The organism is Streptomyces sp. NPDC058662, assembly GCF_042716255.1.
Lineage (GTDB): Bacteria > Actinomycetota > Actinomycetes > Streptomycetales > Streptomycetaceae > Streptomyces.
In genome coordinates this window covers 54055-73995 of record NZ_JBHXRU010000025.1, presented here as the reverse complement: position 1 = coordinate 73995, position 19941 = coordinate 54055, and the positions used below count along the sequence as shown (strand labels likewise).

At 73.0% G+C, this 19941-nt stretch carries 17 protein-coding genes and 1 tRNA gene; 8 read left to right on the top strand and 10 right to left on the bottom strand.

Annotated elements, in window-relative coordinates:
• Positions 1–42: 42 nt before the first annotated feature.
• The 3 genes from ACFWUQ_RS12365 to ACFWUQ_RS12355 all read right to left on the bottom strand — a co-directional run bounded on the left by ACFWUQ_RS12365 (position 43) and on the right by ACFWUQ_RS12355 (position 3863).
• Positions 43–945, bottom strand: a complete 903-nt coding sequence (locus ACFWUQ_RS12365; RefSeq protein WP_384536554.1) for a geranyl diphosphate 2-C-methyltransferase — start codon at positions 943–945, stop codon at positions 43–45.
• Positions 946–961: 16 nt separating this feature from the next.
• Complete coding sequence (locus tag ACFWUQ_RS12360; RefSeq protein WP_384536551.1) at positions 962–2362, bottom strand: family 2 encapsulin nanocompartment cargo protein terpene cyclase; 1401 nt, start codon at positions 2360–2362, stop codon at positions 962–964.
• An 85-nt stretch (positions 2363–2447) separates the two neighbouring features.
• The gene (locus tag ACFWUQ_RS12355) at positions 2448–3863 is read right to left on the bottom strand and encodes a family 2B encapsulin nanocompartment shell protein (RefSeq protein WP_384536548.1); all 1416 of its coding nucleotides are present in this window, start codon (positions 3861–3863) and stop codon (positions 2448–2450) included.
• Positions 3864–4249: 386 nt separating this feature from the next.
• Between ACFWUQ_RS12355 and ACFWUQ_RS12350 the strand changes: the two genes are divergently transcribed.
• Positions 4250–4326 (top strand) — tRNA-Met (locus tag ACFWUQ_RS12350).
• Between the two features lie 83 nt (positions 4327–4409).
• On the opposite strand, the gene ACFWUQ_RS12345 is transcribed toward ACFWUQ_RS12350, so the two are convergent.
• From ACFWUQ_RS12345 to ACFWUQ_RS12335, 3 genes are all read right to left on the bottom strand, one after another.
• Positions 4410–5546, bottom strand: coding sequence for a PP2C family protein-serine/threonine phosphatase (locus ACFWUQ_RS12345; RefSeq protein WP_384536545.1), 1137 nt, complete (start codon positions 5544–5546; stop codon positions 4410–4412).
• Positions 5547–5638: 92 nt separating this feature from the next.
• Complete coding sequence (locus tag ACFWUQ_RS12340; protein ID WP_384536566.1) at positions 5639–6700, bottom strand: DUF6745 domain-containing protein; 1062 nt, start codon at positions 6698–6700, stop codon at positions 5639–5641.
• Between the two features lie 124 nt (positions 6701–6824).
• Positions 6825–7151 (bottom strand): hypothetical protein, encoded by a 327-nt coding sequence (locus ACFWUQ_RS12335; RefSeq protein ID WP_384536542.1) that lies wholly within the window; start codon positions 7149–7151, stop codon positions 6825–6827.
• Between the two features lie 192 nt (positions 7152–7343).
• Between ACFWUQ_RS12335 and ACFWUQ_RS12330 the strand changes: the two genes are divergently transcribed.
• The 7 genes from ACFWUQ_RS12330 (at position 7344) to ACFWUQ_RS12300 (ending at position 16185) form a co-directional block, all read left to right on the top strand.
• The gene (locus tag ACFWUQ_RS12330) at positions 7344–8306 is read left to right on the top strand and encodes an STM4015 family protein (protein WP_384536539.1); all 963 of its coding nucleotides are present in this window, start codon (positions 7344–7346) and stop codon (positions 8304–8306) included.
• A gap of 10 nt (positions 8307–8316) precedes the next feature.
• A complete protein-coding gene (locus ACFWUQ_RS12325) occupies positions 8317–9453 on the top strand; it encodes an STM4014 family protein (RefSeq protein WP_384536536.1) in 1137 nt (378 codons plus the stop codon).
• Between the two features lie 67 nt (positions 9454–9520).
• Positions 9521–10327: an STM4013/SEN3800 family hydrolase gene (locus ACFWUQ_RS12320; RefSeq protein ID WP_384536563.1), complete on the top strand. Its 807-nt coding sequence runs from the start codon at positions 9521–9523 to the stop codon at positions 10325–10327.
• On the top strand, positions 10324–11703 hold the full coding sequence (locus ACFWUQ_RS12315; RefSeq protein ID WP_384536533.1) for an STM4012 family radical SAM protein: 1380 nt from the start codon (positions 10324–10326) through the stop codon (positions 11701–11703). The genes ACFWUQ_RS12320 and ACFWUQ_RS12315 overlap by 4 nt, the downstream gene beginning before the upstream one ends.
• Positions 11704–11708: 5 nt before the next feature.
• On the top strand, positions 11709–12569 hold the full coding sequence (locus tag ACFWUQ_RS12310; RefSeq protein WP_384536530.1) for an STM4011 family radical SAM protein: 861 nt from the start codon (positions 11709–11711) through the stop codon (positions 12567–12569).
• Between the two features lie 129 nt (positions 12570–12698).
• On the top strand, positions 12699–14702 hold the full coding sequence (locus ACFWUQ_RS12305; RefSeq protein ID WP_384536527.1) for a hypothetical protein: 2004 nt from the start codon (positions 12699–12701) through the stop codon (positions 14700–14702).
• A gap of 4 nt (positions 14703–14706) precedes the next feature.
• Complete coding sequence (locus ACFWUQ_RS12300; RefSeq protein ID WP_384536525.1) at positions 14707–16185, top strand: branched-chain amino acid ABC transporter substrate-binding protein; 1479 nt, start codon at positions 14707–14709, stop codon at positions 16183–16185.
• Positions 16186–16467: 282 nt separating this feature from the next.
• Here ACFWUQ_RS12300 and ACFWUQ_RS12295 read toward each other — a convergent pair whose 3' ends face one another.
• From ACFWUQ_RS12295 to ACFWUQ_RS12280, 4 genes are all read right to left on the bottom strand, one after another.
• Positions 16468–17253 carry an ABC transporter permease gene (locus tag ACFWUQ_RS12295; protein WP_384536522.1) on the bottom strand — a complete coding sequence of 262 codons (786 nt, stop codon included), beginning with the start codon at positions 17251–17253 and terminating at the stop codon, positions 16468–16470.
• Positions 17250–18239, bottom strand: coding sequence for an ATP-binding cassette domain-containing protein (locus ACFWUQ_RS12290; protein WP_384536519.1), 990 nt, complete (start codon positions 18237–18239; stop codon positions 17250–17252). Before ACFWUQ_RS12290 ends, ACFWUQ_RS12295 begins: the two co-directional genes overlap by 4 nt.
• An 82-nt stretch (positions 18240–18321) precedes the next feature.
• Positions 18322–19164: a DUF4097 domain-containing protein gene (locus tag ACFWUQ_RS12285; RefSeq protein ID WP_384536516.1), complete on the bottom strand. Its 843-nt coding sequence runs from the start codon at positions 19162–19164 to the stop codon at positions 18322–18324.
• Positions 19165–19269: 105 nt separating this feature from the next.
• Complete coding sequence (locus ACFWUQ_RS12280) at positions 19270–19782, bottom strand: toxin-antitoxin system HicB family antitoxin (RefSeq protein WP_384536514.1); 513 nt, start codon at positions 19780–19782, stop codon at positions 19270–19272.
• Positions 19783–19941 lie beyond the last annotated feature (159 nt).

Genomic DNA, 19941 nt, shown 5'->3' with positions numbered 1-19941 from the left:
GTCCCGGCCCCCTCGGCCTACGGAAGCGTCACTCAGACCCGGTCAAACCCGGTCGGCCGCGATCAGGACGTACTGGAAGGAGCCGTCCTTGTAGGAGTTGATGAAGGCCTCCTCGATCCCCGTGACCAGGGAGGAAGTGGCCCGCAGCTCCCAGTAGGGCAGGGTCGCGGGTGTCAGGTCGATGACGGCCTGCGGTACGAGGCGGTTGTCGGCCATCGCGCGCAGGTACTCCCTCCGGGAGTGGATGTTGCACTCGAAGTGCGCGTTGATCTGCGAGACCCACTTCGACGGCTGGCCGTAACGCGGGTTCCAGCAGCCGGTGATGGTCACGTAGCGGCCGCCGACCCGGAGGATCCGGGAGTGCTCCGCGAAGAGGTCGTGCAGGTCGACGTACATGCTCGACTCGTTGTTCCACGAGGCCGCGGCCCGGCCGCTCTCGAAGGGCGTGTCGAGCATGTTGCAGACACGGGCCCGGACGTGGTCGTCGATACCGAGTTCGCGGGCGCGCCCGTTGGCGAAGTCGGCCTGCTTGGCCGACAGGGTGACGCCCTCGACCTTGCTGCCGAACCGCTGGTGGGCCATGACCATCGAGCCGCCCCGGCCGCAGCCGGCGTCCACGAGCGTGTCGTCGCGCCCCGGGGCGCCGAGGTGGTCCAGGAGGAGTTCGGCCTGCGCCGACTCCAGGCGGTGCAGCTCGGCGATCAGCTTCTTCTCGTACGCGCTGTCCTCGGCGTCGCCGAGGGCGGCCCGGTCGACGTCGCCGATGCCGTAGTGGTGGTGGTAGAGGCCGTCGACGTCGCCGAGGCGCAGGTTCACGGGCCTGGCCTCGTGGTCCCAGTACCGGGCGATGTCCCCCTGGTAGGGGTTCGCCGGGGAGGGGATGAACACGGAGCCGCGAGCGGAGGCTGCGGCGTTTCCGGCGGCGGTGAGGTCGGTGCTGGTCATTGGGAGGGTCCCATCCTTACCAGAAGTCGGGCAGGCTGTAGCGATACGTGTTGGTCTGGTGCCAGTAGTGGTTGCCGTCCACCCACACGGCCACGCCCCGCAGGAAGCGCAGCATGCTCGGGACGGGGCAGGTGGCGGCCAGGGCGGCGGCTTCGCCCTCGAAGTCGTGCATGAGGTCGTTGTGGACCTCGATCGCCTTGAGGTAGGCGTCCCGCTCGGAGGCGCCCTCCCGCTCGGCGATCACCACGGGCAGGTTCAGGTGCCGCCCGGGGCTCGCCAGTTCCTTGGTGTAGGAGTACAGGTCGTTCACGATCGTGGTGGCGTTGCCGGCGAGCGCGATGACCCGCTGCACGGCGGGCTGGGCGTGGAGGTCCGCCGGCAGTTCGTAGCCGCCGACGGTGTCCGTGATGGTCGGGCAGGGGCGGAAGTTGTTGAACTGCCGCATCGCCAGGTACTCCCACACCTCGGGGACGTGCTCCGTCTGCGCCCAGGCCGCCTCGGCCAGGTACCCGAGGTGCAGCCGGGCCATGTCGTGCCGGAAGCGGTCGACCTGCGAGGGGGAGGCGTGCTGGGAGAAGTACTCCATGGCGGAGCGGTAGGCGCGCCGGGGGGCGTCCGCGTGCAGCGACCGCGCCCACTGCGGCTGGTACTCCCTCGTGGTGTGGAGGGGGTCGAGGGCGGTGTGCGCCAGGAGGAGCCTTCCGCCGAGGCCGATCGGCGAGCCGCCGTGGTCCTCGCAGTAGCAGTCGTCCACGGCGTTCTCGGCGACCATCAGGCGGGTGGCGAGCATCAGGTGCTCGACGGTGGGGGCGTCCGGATGGCAGGCGACCATGTAGCGCCCGACGGAGAAGCCGTCGAACTCCTCCTCCCAGTCGTCGGGATACAGCTCGACCTCGTCCAGCGCCCAGGCCTTGATCCTGCGGCTGACCTCCTCCACGCGCACGGCGTCGGGCTCCGGCACCGGGTGGTGGTACAGCCCAGGGATCGGACGGCCCGCCACCGGCGCCGCGGATTCCGGGAGCGCCGAGGGCGCCTGGCGCGGGGTCAGGTAGAGGCCCGCGGTGCCCAACCCGTGGGGGCCGCGCAGGAGGTGCTCCAGGGCCGGGTTCGGTACGGGCGCGGCCGCGGGCCCGGGTGCGTCGACGGCTACGGGCCCGGGTACCGGGACGGAGGCGGGTGGGGCGGGCACGGTGCCGGTGGCGCGCGGCGCGGTGACGGCGGCGGGCCGTGCGGCGACGGCGTGGGGAGGCGCGGCGGCGAGGGCCTCGGGCCGTGCGGCGACGGCATGGGGAGGCCCGGTGACGGCGAGGGCGGCCGCGGAGGCGTCGGCGTGGGCGCGCGCCAGGATGTGCGTCCCGAAGCGGGCCGCGGCGGCGGGCAGGGCCGACCGCACAGGGGAAAGCCCGGGCTCGGGCATCCGTGCTCCTTGCTGAGGTGGGTGGGCGTACCGGATCCGGCGTACCGGGCCGGCCCGGGCTGTCGTGCCCTCGGCCGGCCCCCGGTCAGTCGCTCCTGCGCGCGATCTGCACGTTCTCCAGGACACCGAGCGCGTCGGGCACCAGGACGGCGGCGGAGTAGTAGGTGGTGACCAGGTAGGAGATGATCGACTGCGCGTCGATGCCCATGAAGCGCACCGACAACCCCGGCTCGTACTCCTCGGGCAGACCCGTCTGACGCAGGCCGATGACGCCCTGCGCGTCCTCGCCCGTACGCATGACGAGGATCGAGCTGGTGTTCTCCTTGCTGATGGGGATCTTGCTGCAGGGGAGGATCGGGACGCCGCGCCAGGCTGGGACCTGCTGCCCGCCGAGGTCGACGTGGTCCGGGTAGAGACCGCGGGCGTTGAACTCGCGTCCGACCGCGGCGATCGTCCGGGGGTGGGCGAGGAAGAACTTGGAGCCGCGGCGGCGGCAGAGCAGCTCGTCGAGGTCGTCCGGGGTGGGCGGGCCGGAGTGGGTCTGGATCCGCTGCTTGAAGTCGGCGTTGTGCAGGAGGCCGAACTCCCGGTTGTTGATCAGCTCGTGCTCCTGGCGCTCGCGCAGCGCCTCGATGGTGAGCCTGAGTTGCTCCTCGGTCTGGTTCATCGGCTCGTTGTAGAGGTCGGCGACCCTCGTGTGGACCCGCAGCACGGTCTGCGCGATGGAGAGTTCGTACTCGCGCGGGTTGAGTTCGTAGTCGACGTAGGCGCCGGGCAGTTCGGCCTCGCCGGTGTGGCCGGCGGACATCGCGATCTCGGCCTCGCCGTGCTTGTTCTGGCGCTGCAGGGGCAGCGCGCTGAATTCGCGGATGTGCGCCTGGAGGCCCGGCGCGGCGGATTGCACGGCGGCGAAGTCGGAGCGGGACAGGGTGAGCAGGGTGCCCGCGGTCTCCGCGGTGGCGGTGCAGTCCCAGGTGGCGTCGGCGTCCAGCAGGGCGCTCTCGCCGAACCGGTCGCCGTCGGCGAGCACCGCGACGGCCACCGCGTCACCGTACTTGCCCACGGAGGTCTGGCTGATCCGGCCGTGGGCGATCAGGTGGATCTGCTCCGCGGGGGCACCGCGCTCGACCAGCACCTCGCCGGCGCGGAAGTCGCGCTGGACGCACCGGTCGGCGAGCGCGGTCAGCACCTCGACGTCGTCGAAGCCGTGCAGCAGGGCGAGTTCGCCGAGCTCCCGGGGGATGACCCGGACCGTGCCGCCGTCCTGGACGAAGTCGATGCGCCCGTCGCCGACGGTGTAGCTCAGCCGGCGGTTCACCCGGTAGGTGCCGCCCTTGGTCTCCACCCAGGGGAGCATCCGCAGCAGCCAGCGGGAGGTGATCTCCTGCATCTGCGGCGCGGACTTGGTCGTGGTCGCGAGGTTGCGGGCGGCCGCCGTGCTCAGGCTGGACTGCCTGGTCGCTTGCTCCAGCTGCTGCACGGTGGTGGTGTCAACGGTCATCGGGCGGGCTCTCCTTCGGCAGGGCGGCGATCGGGGCTGGGCACAGGTCGCCGGTGAAAGAGGAAAATGGGGGTGAATATCCGGGAATCCGGTGAGATCCACGGGAACCCTAGCGGCGGGTCGTCCCATTCACCCCGGTGAAGCCGACCGCGTTACCTCGATGCAGTGATCCTTCCGCCCAGCGTGTTTGGGCGGCGTCGGGGTGGTTCGCGAACGCGGCCGAGCGCCCGCTTGACGGGCCCGCCGCACCCGGACGCGGCGCACCGGCGGGGGCTCGGGCCAGCTCCTGCTCAGGCCTGAGCAGGAGCTGAGCCGGCCTGAGCAGGCCTGAGCAGGAGAAATGGTGAACGGGAGGGCCCCGGATGGCGTAGAGTGGGATTCAACGACGCGGGGTGGAGCAGTTCGGTAGCTCGCTGGGCTCATAATCCAGAGGTCGCAGGTTCAAATCCTGTCCCCGCTACCACGTGGAAGGGCCCGGATCCTGATCAGGATCCGGGCCCTTCTGTCATGTCGTCCCGCTCCCCCGGGTCATCCGGCGTCCCAAGGTCACTCCCGTTCGAGCCGGTCGATCAGGATGACCGCCACATCGTCCGCCAGAGCGCCCTGCGTATGGTCGATCAGCGCCTGGCGCAGGCCCTCCAGGAACCCGGGCCGGGTGCGGTCGCGCATCGCCGTCAGGGCCGCCGGCAGGTCGAAGAAGGCACCGGCTCCGTCACGGGCCTCGATGACGCCGTCGGTGTGCAGCAGCAGCCGGTCCCCCGGCTCGAACGGATAGGTGTCCGTCCCGGACGGGCCGCTGATGAACTCCTCCAGCCCGAGCGGCGGCAGCGGCGTGCCGGGCGCCAGGAGCCGGACCTCGCCGTCGTGCAGCAGCACGGGGGGCGGATGGCCCCGGTTGATCACTTCGATGCCGGGTCCGTCCGCGATCTGGGCCACGAGGGCGGTCACGAACCCCTCCAGGAGGGCGCCGTCGCGGTCCTCACCGCTCGCGCCCACGATGGCGGCGTCCCGCCGGAGGGCGGCTCCGCAGTGGTTGATGACCTCCACCAGGTCGTCCTCGTAGTGCACGGCTTCCCGGAACGCGCCGAGCACGACCGCGGCGGCGCGTACGGCGGGCAGCCCCTTGCCCCGGACGTCCCCGACGATCATCCGGACCCCGTACCGGGTCTGGACCGCGTCGTACAGGTCGCCGCCGATCTGCGCACCCGTCTCGGCCGCCACGTACATGCTGGCGGCCCGTACGGAGCCCAGCCGGTCCGGCACGGGCCGCAGCAGGACCTCCTGGGCGGCCACGGCGATCCGGCGTACCTGGTTGAGCTCGTTCTCCCGGCGCGTGCGGACCGCGCGGCTCGACAGGAAACTCGCCACCGACACCAGGAACAGGGCGAACAGGTTCGTGTAGACCTGCTGCGCGCCCCAGGCCTGGTTGTGGGTGGCGGTGATCACGCTGACCCCGACAGCCACCCCCGCCGCGGCGAGCGTGCCCCTGGGACCCATGGCCACCGCGGCCAGTGCGGGTGTGGCGACCAGCAGGGGGCCGGTGTACACGAAGTGGACGGGGGTGAGCTCGACGAGGAGCACCAGCAGGGCGAGTGCGAAGGGCAGGCACTCGGCGAGGGTGAAAAGGATCTTGTGGTGGCCGCCCGCTCCCGGTCTCGGGGACGAGCGCCCGGGTGCTCTCATGAGTCCAGCCTGCCCTGCCCGTGCGCACGGCCGCCACTCCTCAGCGGCGGGCACGGGCGGGAACGTGCCCGGGTCCGGGAGCCGCCCGCGCGTCACGTCTCGCGTACCGGCGCGTAGGCCTCCTCGTCCAGGCCGAAGGTCCAGGCCACTCCCTGCCGGGCGGTCCGCGTGTCCGGCGGCACCCGCAGCCAGTACGTCCGGCTCGTACCGTCCGGCTCGGGCGTGGAATTGACCACCTCCACCATGACGACGTCCTCGTCGCCCGGCAGCGGCATCCGCCACAGGACGCCCGTACCGTCCCGGTGCACCGGCTCGGCGCCCGTCGCGGCGAGGTAGCGCTCGTAGCCGTAGTACTCCAGCATGACCCGGCGCAGTTCCGCGTTCTCCTCGTCCCGGATGCGCTCGGGTGTCAGCGCGTCCAGGCCGGCGAGGAAATGCGCGGGCACGGGCATCCCGCGCCACGCGTGCAGCGCGAACCCGTCCGGGAACGCGAGGGCGGGGCCGTCACCGCGGTCCAGTCGGCCCGCCTCGTCCCGGTACAGCTCCGCCGGGCGTTCGCACACCACGGCCAGCCGCTCGTACGGCCACCACCAGCCCGCCGCCCGGGCCACCGCGGCGAGGCCCTCCAGCGGGGTACCCGGGCCGGTGTCGAAGGCGCACAGCCAGGCCCCGTCGTGCTGGCCCAGCACGGCGTCCAGGAGGAGCAGCCGGACCTGCGCCTCCCGTCCGGTGTCGGCGGCGGCCAGTTCCTCGACGAGCCCGGTGCGGACGCGTCCCGCCAGCCGCTCCGTGTTCTCCCACAACCTCGCGCCCGTCAGAGCCCACCTGCGCCCCCAGCCCTGGCCGCCCCACCGGTCCTGCGCCCGGGCGCGCTCGGCCGCCCACGGCGCGCTGCGGACCGCGTCCCGTACGCTCCGTCCCCGCGCCTGCGCCCCCCACGGGCCGTCCGCGTCGCCCAGCAGGGCCAGCGCGGCCCGCGGGGAGTCCGCCCAGACGATCCGTTCCGGTTCGGGCAGGCCGGCCGCGCGGTAGGCGAGGCGCACACCGGTTTCCGCCGCGGCGCGGTCGGCGGGCCCGGTCGCCGCCACGACGGCCCGCCACTCCTCGACCGCGCCGTGCGCCGGGTCCGCCCCCTCGACGCGTGCCCGATCCACCACCGCTCCTCCCGCCGCGCTCACCACGTCCACGCCGCCCACCCGTTCCGCCACGCTGTCCCCCACTCGGTCCTCACTCCGTCCGCCACCCCGTCCACATCCGGTCCGCCGCTCGCGCCGCCGCTCAGTCCGCCACGAGCCGCACCGAGCCCGGCACGTACTCCCGCTGCCGCACCACCCGGTACCAGCCCTTCGGCAGCGGTATCGCGGCGTGCTCCTCGTGCACCACCCGCCCCCCATCGGGCAGGTGGAGCAGCAGCGGGGCCAACGGCCCCTGCTCCCGCACCAGCCGGCCCGGACCCAGCACCGCGTGCGCGTGCCCGGTCACCTCGCCCAGCGCCAGGACGAGCCGCCCGCGCCCGTCCCGCGGCTCCGCCGGCGCGTTCGCGGCGTACGGCGGCACCTGCGACTGGGCCAACGGCACGACGAGCACGTCCCCCTGCCGGTACATACGTCTCCCCCTTCCCACGCGCCGCCCGGTGCGCCGCGTCGGTTCCGAAGCTACGGCGGGCCACTGACAACGGCCCCGCGGCCGCCCCTGCCTCGGCCGTTGTCAGAGCCTCTTGCTACAACTTGCAGGCGCGCACCGGACGCGGCACACCGGCGCGGCACCGGACGAGACAGGCGAGGAACGGCGGGGACCATGAGTTACGCGAGCCATCTGCGGGAGTCGTACGGACTGCCCGTCTTCGATTTCCCGGCGTCCGGCGACGAGAAGGGCCTGGACCTCCTGCCCGAGGCGGACGCCGTCGCGTGGCGGGTGTCGTCCGACACCTACGACGCGGAGGAGACCTGGCCGGAGGCGTTCGCCCGGTTCACCGAGGCCGTCGACACCACCCGCGTCCGGGCGATCGTCGTCGGCGCGTGGGAGGACGCGTACGACAGCGGTCCCGGGGACATCATCGCCGCGCTCCTCGCCGCCCGCCCCCGACTGCCCGCCCTGCGGGCCCTGTTCCTCGGCGACATGGAGTCCGAGGAGTGCGAGATCTCCTGGATCAGCCAGGGCGACGTCGGCCCGCTCCTCGACGGCTTCCCCGACCTGGAGGAGTTCGGCGTCCGCGGCGGCACCGGCCTCGTCATACCCCCCTTCACGCACCGGCGCCTGCGCTCCCTGACCGTGGAGACCGGCGGCATGCCCGCCGAGGCCGTCCGCGGTGTCGCCGCCAGCGACCTGCCCGCCCTCCACAGCCTCGATCTCTGGCTCGGCACGGCGAACTACGGCGGTGACTGCACCGCGGCCGATCTGGAGCCGATCCTGGGCGGCGACCGCCTGCCGGGCCTGCGCCACCTCGGCCTGCGCAACAGCGACATCCAGGACGAGATCGCCGCCGCGGTGGCCGCCGCCCCCGTCGTCGCCCGGCTGGAGGCCCTCGACCTGTCGATGGGCGTCCTCACCGACGAGGGCGGCGCCGCGCTGCTCGGCGGCCAGCCCCTCACCCATCTGGCGGCCCTGGACCTCCACCACAACTACCTCAGCGAACCGCTGCGGCAGCGCTTCCGGGACACGCTGGAGAGCGCCGGCGTGCGGCTCTCCCTCGACCCGGGCAACGCGGACGAGGACGAGTGGGACGGCCGTGTCTGGCGTTTCGTCGCCGTCGGCGAGTAGCGCGGCGGTCGTGGCGGAACACGCGCCTTCGCGTTGGGCGGTCGTCGGCAACCGGGAGAACCGCCGCGTCGAGCTGTTCGTCCGGGCCGTCCGGGACAGCGGGCTGCCCGCCCCCCGGGTCGTGCCGTGGACGTCCGTACTGCGCGCGGGCGGCGCCGCCTTCGCCCCCGACGAGCTCGTACGCCTCGACTCGCCGGGGGAGAACGCGGAGGTGGACCGGGCCCTGCGGGGTCTGGCGGACCCCACCCGTGTGGAGGGCGGCGCCCGCTGGTACGCGCGGTTCACCGCGGCCGTACGGAGCCTCGCCGGCGGCGTACGCCTCGACGACCCCGACGAGCTGGCCGTCCTCTTCGACAAGCGGCGGTGCCACCGCGCCCTGGACACCGCCGGGGTACCCGTGCCCCCCTCCCCGACCTCCGGCGGCGGGCCGCCGGTGGGCGGCTGGGACGACGTCCGCGCCCTCATGGACCTGCACGGCATGCCGCGCGTGTTCGTGAAGCTCGCCCACGGCTCGTCCGCTTCCGGCGTCGTCGCCGTCGAGACGGCGGGCCGGGGGCGCGTCCGGGCCACCACCTCGGTCGAGACGGCGGAGGACGGCAGTCTGCACAACTCCCTGCGCGTGCGCCGCCTGACCGTCGAGCGGGAGATCGCCGCGCTGGTCGACGCGCTCGCCCCCGACGGCCTGCACGTCGAACGCTGGTGGCCCAAGGCCTCGCTGGCCGGCCGCACGGCCGACCTCCGCGTCGTCGTCGTGGCCGGCCGCGCCACCCATGCCGTGGTCCGCACCAGCCGCTCCCCCATGACCAACCTGCACCTCGGCGGCAGCCGAGGCGACCTGTCCGCGGCTGTCGAGGCCGCGGGCCCCCGCTGGTCGGACGCCCTGGACATCTGCGAGCGGGCAGCGGCCTGCTTCCCCGGCACCCTGTGCGTCGGCGTGGACCTGCTGCCCGCCGTCGGCTGGCGGCGGTTCGCCGTCGCGGAGGTCAACGCCTTCGGCGACCTGCTGCCCGGTCTGAGCGGCCTGCCCGGCAGCGGGGCCGAGGGCCTCGACACGTACGCCGCCCAGGTCGCCGCCGCACTGCCGTACGTACGACACCGCGCACAGCCGCACGACCACGCGAGGAACGACCGCCATGCACCAGCCTGAGCCCGCCGGCGCCGGGACCCGCCCGCCCGGATCCGACCGGCACGGGCCCGACACGGGTGAACCGGACATGAACGAGGTCGTCGGCCGCGACGACCTCCTGCTGCTCACCCTCGACACCCTCCGCTACGACGTCGCCGCCGAACTGGCCGCGGCCGGCCGCATCCCGCACCTGGCCCGCCACCTCTCCGGCGGCGCCTGGGAGCGGCGGCACGCCCCCGGCAGCTTCACCTACGCCTCCCACCAGGCGATGTTCGCCGGATTCCTGCCGACGCCCGCCGCGCCGGGGCCGCACGCGCGGCTGTTCGCCGCGCGCTTCGCCGGCAGCGAGAGCACCGCCGGGCGCACGTACGTCTTCGACACCCCCGACCTGGTCTCCGGCCTGGCCGCGGCCGGGTACCGCACCGTGTGCGTGGGCGGCGTCGGCTTCTTCAACAAGCGGGGAGCGCTGGGCGGCGTACTCCCCGGGATGTTCCAGGAGAGCCACTGGGAGCCGGAGTTCGGGGTGGCCTCCCCCGCCTCCTTCGAGGCGCAGGTCGAGCGGGTCGAGCGGGTCGTCGGCTCCCTCCCCGCGGAGCAGCCGCTGTTCCTCTTCCTCAACGCGTCCGCGCTGCACCAGCCCAACTGGTTCCACCTGGCGGGCGCCACCCGGGAGGCGGGGGACAGCCGCGCCACCCACGCCGCCGCCCTGGAGTACATCGACCGCCACATCGGCCGGCTGTTCGCCGCGATGAGCTCGCGCCGCCGCTGCTTCGCCATCGTCTGCTCCGATCACGGCACGACCTACGGCGACGACGGCTACACCGGCCACCGCCTCGCCCACGAGGCCGTGTGGACCGTGCCGTACGCCCATTTCTTCCTGGAGCCGTCCGTATGACCGCCCTCGTCACCACCCCCGCGACCGCGACCGCCGCGGCAGGCACCGGCGCGCCCGTCCGCCCGTACCAGAGCTATGTGTACGCCTACCCCCACAAGACCGCGTACCGCCCGCTGCCCGGCCGGCCGGCCCTGCGCGACCTGTGGCGCGGCGAGGACAAGAGCGCGCTCTCCCTCTACCTCCACATACCGTTCTGCGAGGTCCGCTGCGGCTTCTGCAACCTGTTCACCCGTATCGGCGCCCCGGACGGCCTCGCCGGCCGCTACCTCGACGCCCTCGACCGCCAGGCCGCCGCCGTCCGCGAAGCCCTCGGCGACGACGGCCCGGTCCGGTTCGCCAACGCCGCGTTCGGCGGCGGGACCCCGACCTTCCTCACCGCCGACGAGCTGACCCGGCTCTGCGACATCGCCGAGCTCCGTATGGGCGCGGACCTGCGCGCCGTCCCGCTCTCCGTCGAGACCTCACCCGCGACGGCTACCGCCGACCGGCTCGCGGTCCTCGCCGAGCGCGGCGCGACCCGGCTCAGCATCGGCGTCCAGAGCTTCGTCGACGCCGAGGCGCGGGCGGCCGTACGCCCGCAGCGCCGCGCCGACGTCGAGGGGGCGCTCGGCCGGATCCGCGAGGCCCGCATCCCGGTCCTCAACATCGACCTCATCTACGGCATCGACGGCCAGACCCCCGCCACCTGGCGCACCTCCCTGGACGCCGCGCTCGCCTGGGAGCCCGAGGAGCTGTACCTCTACCCGCTGTACGTCCGTCCGCTCACCGGCCTCGCCCGGCGCACCGCGCACACCGACAGCGCGTGGGACGAGCAGCGCCTGGACCTCTACCGCCGGGGCCGCGACCACCTCCTCGCCCACGGCTACGAGCAGGTGTCGATGCGCATGTTCCGCCGGGCCGGCGCCGCCCCGCAGGGGCCCGACGACCACGCCTGCCAGACGGACGGCATGATCGGCCTGGGCTGCGGCGCCCGCTCCTACACCTCGGCCGTGCACTACTCCTTCGACTACGCCGTCGACATGGGCGAGGTCCGGGCGATCATCGACGACTACACCGCCACCGGCGACTTCGGCCGCGCCGAGCACGGCAGGTACGTCGACGGCGGCGAGGCGCGCCGCCGCCACCTCCTGCAGTCCCTGCTCCAGGCCCGGGGCATGCCTCTCGCCGACTACCGCGCCCGCTTCGGCACCGGTCCGCACGAGGACTTCCCCGCGGAACTCGGCGCCTTCACCGCCCGCGGCTGGCTCGACACGGCCGCCGCCGAGTGCGGGGAGCTGCGCCTGACCCCGGAGGGGCTCGCCCATTCCGACGCCCTCGGCCCGGCCCTCTTCTCACCCGCCGTGCGGGCCGCCATGGCCGCCTACGACCCGAAGTAGCCCTTGTGGACCTGACGATCCTGTACCGCGGCCCGCTCGCCTCCTGCGACTACGACTGCCCGTACTGCCCCTTCGCCAAGCGCCGCGACACGACCGCGCAGCTGCGCGCCGACCGTGCGGCCCTCGACCGGTTCAGCGCCTGGGCGGCGGCGCAGCGGGGCGACCGGCTCTCGATCCTCTTCACTCCCTGGGGCGAGGGCCTGGTGCGCTCCTGGTACCGCCGCGCCCTGGTGGACCTCTCGCACCGGCCGCACGTGGAACGGGTCGTCATCCAGACCAACCTCAGCTGCCGCACCGACTGGCTCGCCGAGGCCGACCCGGCCACGGTGGCCCTGTGGTGCACATACCACCCCGGCCAGACGCCCTACGCGCGCTTCCTGGCGAAGGTCGGGGAGCTGGCGGACCGGGGCATCCGCCACAGCGTCGGCATCGTCGGCCTGCCGGAGAACCTGCCCCACGCCCGCCGGCTGCGCGCCGACCTGCCGGACCACGTCTACCTCTGGGTCAACGCCGCCGAGGGCCGCACCTACACCGATGCCGAGGCGGCGGAGTGGACCGCCCTGGACCCGCTCTTCCCGTACAGCCGCCATCCCCACCGCTCGGCCGGACTGCCGTGCCGCACCGGGGAGTCGGTCATCTCGGTGGACGGGGCGGGCACGGTCCGCCGCTGCCATTTCGTCCCCGCCGAACTGGGCAACCTCTACGACGGCTCCTACCGGGCCGCCCTGTCCCCGCGCGGCTGCCCCCTGGCCGTCTGCGACTGCCACATCGGCTACGTGCACCTGGAGACGCTCCCCCTGTACGACGTCTTCGCGGGCGGCGTCCTCGAACGCGTCCCCGCCCCACTGGCGGCCCCCTCCGGGTGACGGGCGGACCGGACCGAAACGAAGCGCGGATCGGACCGAAACCGAGCAACCAGCGGAAACCCCTGTCCGGCTCCGGCTGCGGATGGCAGGCTCTACTCCTCGGAAGCGTCGTCCTGGGGGGGATCACACGTGAGGGAACCGGGTACGGGCATGGGCCTGCGGGGCCGCAGCGGCATCCTGTCGCTGGTCGACGCGTGCCTGAAGGAGGACCCGGCGGCGGAGCGGCCCCTGACCATGCTGCTCGGCCCGGCCGGCAGCGGCGCCAGTGAGGCGCACAGCGCCCTCATGGAGCACTTCGGGCCGGACTACCCGTTCGCCTTCGTCAACTTCGGCGGCGCCCAGTCCCTGCTGCCCCGCTACGCCCTCGGGCTCCTGGCCCGCCAGCTCGAACGCAAACTCCCCCGCTACGGCCGCTCCCACTTCCCGCTGCTCAGCCTCGGCCTGCTCGCCTCCGACCAGGAGCTGCGCATGCGCAGCCTCACCGACGGCCGGCGCGCCGTGCAGCGCCGGCTCGACCAGTTCCAGGAGGAGAACGAGGCCCGGCACGGCGACTACCTCGCCGCCTTCTTCGAAGTCGGCATGGGCGCGGTCGGCATGCCCGAAGGGGCGTCCACCGCGGCGCTCGCCCTCTTCCAGGACGCCCTGCGGCGCGGACGCCGCACCATGCCCGCCCTGCTCGGCGGCAGACGGGGCAGCCGGCTCACCGCCGGGGCCCAGTGGTACGGACGCCACCCCGCGATCCGCAGCTCGGACCCCATGGAGGCCCTCGTCGAGCTGAACCTCTGGCGCCACGAGGGTGGCGAGAACGAACAGGAGCGGCTCGACCTCGTCCTCTTCTCGGCGTTCCTGGAGGACCTCCGCCGCAATACCGCCCGCAACTTCATGCCGCGCTCCTACCTCCTGCTCCTCGACAACTCCCACACCGACTACGGCCGCCGCTTCCTCGACCTGCTGCTGCGCTCCCGGCACGACGAGACGGTCGTGGCCGGCCACGCCAGCGACCCGCTGACCGTCGTCGCCAGCTCCAACCGCTGGCTGCCCCGCTGGGGTCCGGCCACCGGGGACTCGTGGCCCTGGCGGCTGCGCGGCCCGGACCGGGCATCGCTGGCCGACTGGAACGCCCACCGGCCGACCCGCGACAGCGAGGACAGCTGGTGGTACCCGTTACGCCTGCGCGACCTCAACCTGGACGAGGTGCGGATCCGCATCGAGCTCCAGCTCGGCGGGCACGGCGACCTGGCCCCGCTGACCCGTCTCACGCCCTTCGTGCACCGGCTCACCGGCGGACTGCCGCGCGCCGTCCACCAAGTACTCGACGTACTGCGCCAGTCCGGGCCCCCGCCGGCCTCGGGCCCCGAGCAGGACCGCTGGCTGCGGACCCTGCCCGACCGGCCGCTGCGCACCGGCGAGGACTCCGCCACCCTCGCCGACACGGCCCTCGGCCACCTCCTGCGCGATTTCGACGCGACCCGGCGCGCGGCGCTCGCCGAGTGCGCCGCCGCCCGGGACTTCTCCGTGGCCACGCGGCTGCTGAGCCCGGACGACTCCCTGTTCGGCGAGATCCGCTCCCGCTGGCTGCTGACGGGACCCGTCACGGTCGTCCCCGTACTGCACCCGTGGCTGCGCAGGCTGCTCCTGTGGCGGCTGGCCGCGCGTCCCGGCGCGTGGGACGCCGTGCACGAACTGCTCGCCGAGTACTACCGCGGCGAGGGCAGACCGGTGCAGGAGATGTACCACCAGCTCGCCCTCGGGCACACCGAGGAGGTCACCGCCCATCTGACGCGCCGCTTCACCGCGGTTCCGGCCGCGCAGTGGATCTCCGAGTTCGACGCGATCACCGCCGCGCCCAACCGCCTGCCCTCCGGCAGCGGGCCGCTGGAACTCCTCGCCGGGCTCGCCCCGCGCCGGCCCGGGGGCGTGGTGGACACCGAGTCCGTGATCCACACCCTGGTGACCACGCGCTGGGTGTGGAGCGATCCGCTCGCCGACCCCGCCATGCGGCTGGGCGACCTGCTCGCCGACGGATACACGCAGCTGTCCCAATTGAGGAGGAACGACATCGTGGCCCTGTTCAACGAGGCGGAGCGGTACCGCCACTGGCGCGATCCCCAGACCGCCGGCTGGGAGGGCTGAGCGCGTGCCCAGACTCGAATGGCCGCTGCATGTCGTACGCCGCGTCGCGCTCGCCACCGCGGCCGCCGTCACCCTGGTGGCGGCCCTGTGGCTGGGGGTCGGCTGGCTCCAGGAGCGCCAGGCCCGCTGCGCCGACGGGGTCGTCGAACAGGGCCCGGCCGACGAGTGCGTCGGAGTGACCGACGGATCGTACGTGTTCGCCCCGCACCTCGACGCCGTCAGCGCGAAAATCGAGGAGGAGAACCGCAGGGTGCTGGCCGACGGCGCCAAGGAGCCGTACGTCAGCGTCGCCTACCTCACCTCCTTCACCACCACCGCCGAGGACAGCAACTCCGCCGAGGGCGTCCGCCGCGAGCTCCAGGGCGCCTACCTCGCCCAGTACCGGCACAACCGCGGCGACCTCGCCGCGACCCCGAAGATCCGCCTGCTGATCGCCAACGCGGGCAGCAGGTCCGCGCAGTGGAAGCACACCGTGGACGCGCTGATCGCCCGCAAGGACTCCCCGGACCGGCTCGTGGCGGTGGCCGGTCTCGGCCCCAGCACGAAGGAGAACCTCGCGGCCATAGAGCGCCTCTCCGCACACGGCCTCGCCATGGTCGGCGCCACCATGACGGCCACCAACATCCAGGGCATCAACGGTTTCGTCCGGGTCGCCCCCACCAACGAGGACGAGGCGTACGCGGGCGCCGCCTACCTCAAACGGCACGGCGTCGCCACGGCCGTCGTCATCCAGGACGTGGCGGAGGGCAACCTCTACGCCTCCACGCTCGGAACCGCCTTCACCAAGGCCTTCCCGGAGGGGGACAAGCACCGGCTCGTCGCCGAGCGCATGACCTACGACTCCTCCGTCAGCAGCGCCTGGCAGAACGAACTGCGTTACATGCCGGGCCAGTTGTGTCAGCAGCGGCCCCAGCTCGTCTATTTCGCGGGTCGCGGCCTGCATCTGACCCACTTCCTCGACGCACTGTCCAACCGCAGCTGCACCGACCAGCAGTTCACCCTGTTCGCCGGCGACGACACGACCAACCTGAGCCCCGCGCAGCTCGCCCACGCCGCCGAGACGGGCATCCAGGTGCTGTACACCGGTCTCTCCCACCCCGATATGTACCGCGCGGCCCCGCAGGCGGTGTCGGCGCCCTCGGCGAAGAACTTCCAGCCGGGCGGACTGCTGGACCAGTGGTTCCCGCACGACCCCCGGGAGGACGGCGGGGCGCTGATGGGCCACGACGCGGTCCTGGCCGCCGCCCACGGCATCCAGATGTCCGCCCGCTGGCAGGGGCAGGTGGTGGGTGACGCGGTGGCCCGGATGTTCCACCAGATGGACGGCACCCAGCAGGTGGCCGGGGCCAGCGGCTTCATCTCCTTCCAGAACAACGGCAACCCGCGCAACAAGGCCGTGCCGATCCTGCGGCTGAACGCCAAGGGCCAGGTCGAGTTCGTCGAGGTGTCCGCGGCGGAGGGCAAGCCGCCTGAGGAGCAGTGAGCGGTGAGCGGTGGCCCGGCCGGCCGCCGCCGGCGAGGACGGCCGGGTGCGGCGTACGGGAGGCGGCGCACGAGCGGGGCGGGGGGGATCCCCAACGGGGGGGGGTTTGGCCCCCCCCGGGCGGGCGGGGGCGCCGGGCCGGCCGGCCGCCCAGGGGCGGGGGGGGAGATCGGGGCGTGCACCACGGTAACACGGGCGGCGGCGCAGGTGGGGGGCGGCGAACGCGGACTGGGTGTCGGAGTACGCCGCCCGGGGACGGGGAGGGCCGCGCGGCCGTCCGGGCTACCTCGGGTCGCGGTTGAACGTCGAGGCTGACCAGAGGTAGCCGAGTGCGGTCAGTGCCAGGCACCAGGCGATGGCGAGCCAGCCGTTGTGTCCGATCTCGCTGCCGAGGAGGAGGCCGCGGAGGGTCTCGATGGCGGGGGTGAAGGGCTGGTACTGGGCGATCGGCTGGAACCAGCCGGGCATCGCCTCGATGGGGACGAACGCGCTGGAGATCAGCGGCAGGACGATCAACGGCATCGCGTTGTTGCTGGCCGCTTCGGCGTTGGGGCTGACCATGCCCATGGCGACAGCGATCCAGGTGAGGGCCAGGGCGAACAGGGTGAGCAGGGCGAGGGCCGCCAGCCATTCGAGCGGTGTGGCGTCGGTGGAGCGGAATCCGATGGCCAGCGCGACGGCGCCCACCAGGATGACGCTGGCGACGGATTGGATCACGCTGCCGATGACGTGTCCGATGAGGACCGAGCCGCGGTGGATGGCCATGGTGCGGAAGCGGGCGATGATGCCCTCGTTCATGTCGGTGGAGACGGATACGGCGGTGCCGATGGTGGTGCTGCCGATGGTCATGAGCAGGAGGCCCGGTACGAGATAGGCGATGTAGGCGGAGCGGCCGCCGCCGCCGATGCCCGCGCTCATCGCGCCCCCGAAGATGTAGACGAAGAGCAGGAGCAGCATGATCGGGGTGAGGAGGAGGTTCAGGGTGAGGGAGGGGTAGCGGCGGGCGTGCAGGAGGTTGCGGCGCAGCATGGTGGTCGAGTCGCGGACGGCGAGGGACAGGGAGCTCATCGGACGTCTTCCTTCTGCTGGTCGGGCTGGTTGGCGGGGTGGGTGAGGGCGAGGAAGACGTCGTCGAGGTCGGGGGTGTGGAGGGTGATCTCGTCGGCCTCGATACCGGTGGTGTGGAGGTGGTCGAGGAGGGTGCGCAGGTGGTGGGGGGTGCCGTCGCTGGGGATGTGCAGGGTCAGTGCGTCGTCGTTGCGGGTGGTGTCGTGCAGGGTGTGGGTGGCGTGGCGGTAGGCGGCGGGGTCGGTGAAGCGCAGTCGGACGTGTCCGCCCGGGATCATGCGCTTGAGTTGTTCCGGGGTGCCGTGGGCGGCGATGGCGCCGTGGTGGAGGACGGCGATGCGGTCGGCGAGTTGGTCGGCTTCCTCCAGGTACTGGGTGGTGAGGAAGACGGTGACGCCGGTGGTGACGAGTTCGCGGATGATCTGCCACATGGTGTGGCGGGAGCGGGGGTCCAGTCCGGTGGTGGGCTCGTCGAGGAAGATGATCCGCGGGCTGCCCATGAGGGTCATCGCGATGTCCAGGCGTCGTTTCATGCCTCCGGAGTAGGTGGAGGCGGGTTTGCGGGCGGCGTCGGCGAGGTCGAAGCGGTCCAGGAGTTCAGCGGCTGCCCGGCGCCCTTCGGTGCGGGGCAGGTGGTGGAGGTCCGCCATCAGCCACATGTTCTCCTCGCCCGTGATCAATCCGTCGACGGCTGAGAACTGTCCGGTCACGCCGATCGCGGCGCGTACGGCCTGGGGGTCCGCGGCGAGGTCGTGGCCGGCGATGCGGACCTGTCCGTCATCCGGGGTGACGAGCGTGGACAGGATCTTGACGACCGTGGTCTTGCCGGCGCCGTTCGGTCCGAGCAGGGCGAACACCGACCCCGCCGGGATGTGCAGATCGATGCCGTCCAGGACGGTCTTGTCCCCGTAGGACTTGCGCAACCCGCTCGCCGCGATTGCGGCGGACGACTGCGCACTAGGCATGGGCATGACAGAAGAAGGCATGGAGCCCTCCGTTCGAAGGGTGAGGTGACGGGGGGTGGGCGCGGAGGTGACGGGATGGTGGGCGCGTGCGCGGGGCAGCCGGTCAGAGCCGGGCGCGTCGCACGTCGATGTTGCCGTGCCGGGTCCGGGCGCGGACCTCGACCGTGTCGTCGGTCTCCTCCGGGGCCGTGGAGGCGCTGAGCGTGTTGCGTACCTGCCCGTGGTCGGAGTTGACGTCGAGCCAGGCGGCGGTGCCCTCGCGGATGCCGATCTCGATCGCACCGTAGGAGGTCTCCAGCTGAACCGTTCCACGGGCGACTTCGGCGACCCGCAGGGTGCCGTGGGCCGTGGTGGCGGTGACCGAGGCCTCGGCGCGTGCGATGTCGATGTCGCCGTTGGCGCCGCTCACCCGCAGGTCGCCGGTCGCGGCGCCGACCGTCGTGGTGCCGTGCGAGTTCTTCAGGACCGCGGAGCCGTCGACGAACCCGACGCGCAGGCTGCCGGAGCTGGTGCTGATCTCGGCCGCGCCCTCGACCCGGTCGACCGTGATCGAGCCGTGGGAGGCGGTCAGTCGTAGCGGGCCGGTCGTGTCGAGGCGGACGTCGCCGGAGGAGGTCTTCACCCGGACCTGCCCGAGCCTTCCCTCCCCGAGGACCTGCGCCCACGCACCGGTCATGTCCACACGCGAGCCGGTGGGCAGTTCCACCGTCACATCGACGGTGCCGGTGCGGCCGAACAGATTCGCCTTGGGTGTCCTGACGGTCAGGACGCCGCCTGCGTACGTGACCTCGGTCTGTTCCGCCGTCCGCACGTCCAGGTCCTTCTTCGGATCGCGCGGCACGACCGCGACGACGGTGTCGCTCCGGTCCGCGGCGCTGAACCGGATGGAGCCGGCGTCCACCCGGGCGGTGGTCGAGATCGGTTCGGGGGTGTCGAACGTAGGCATGGCTGTCCCGTCCTCTTGGGTCTTGGAGACGTCCCCGCTGGTGGGACGTGATGTGGGGGGTGGAGCACCCCGGGAGGGGTGCGCTGTGCGAGGAGCTCCGAGGGCCTAGCGCACCCAGCCCGTGAAGCCCTGTCCGACGGTCTGGGTCCTCTCCGCGGGACGCGGCCGGGCGCCGCCGTCGGCGGCGGCCGACACGGCCCGGACCATCCACGCGTTGACCGACAGGCCCTCGCGGGTCGCGGCCTCCTCCGCGCGTGCCTTCAGATGGGCCGGCAGGCGCAGGTTGACGCGGGCCGTGCCGCCCTCGTCGGCATCGGCGGGCGCCTGGGCCCGGCCCGGTTCGGCGGCCGCGGCCGGCTCGGCGGCTCCGGCGACGGGCGGCAGGGTGACCACGAAGTCGGGGTCGACCCCGCGCAGCCGGACGTCGACCGAACCGGGGGCCAGCTCGCGGGTGATCTCGTTCATCGCGGCGGAGAGCACGTGCAGCATGGTCAGCCGGGTCGCCGACTCCAACGGGGCGGTGAGCCGCTCGGCCAGTTCGCGGGCATCCTCCCCGCCGGCCGCGGCGGCCACCGCGAGTTCGCGGCGGAGGGTGTCGACATACGGGGTCAGGTCCATGGCGCCACTATGACACCACTATGGCGCCAACGGCAAGCCTTTCGATGTCAGCCACGGCGAAGAAGTTCTGCCCATCGCCCTGACCTGCACGAATGAGCGTAGAGCGACGTGAGCCAGGATGGCACCAACGGCTGGCACCGACGCCACGCGGCACCCGGT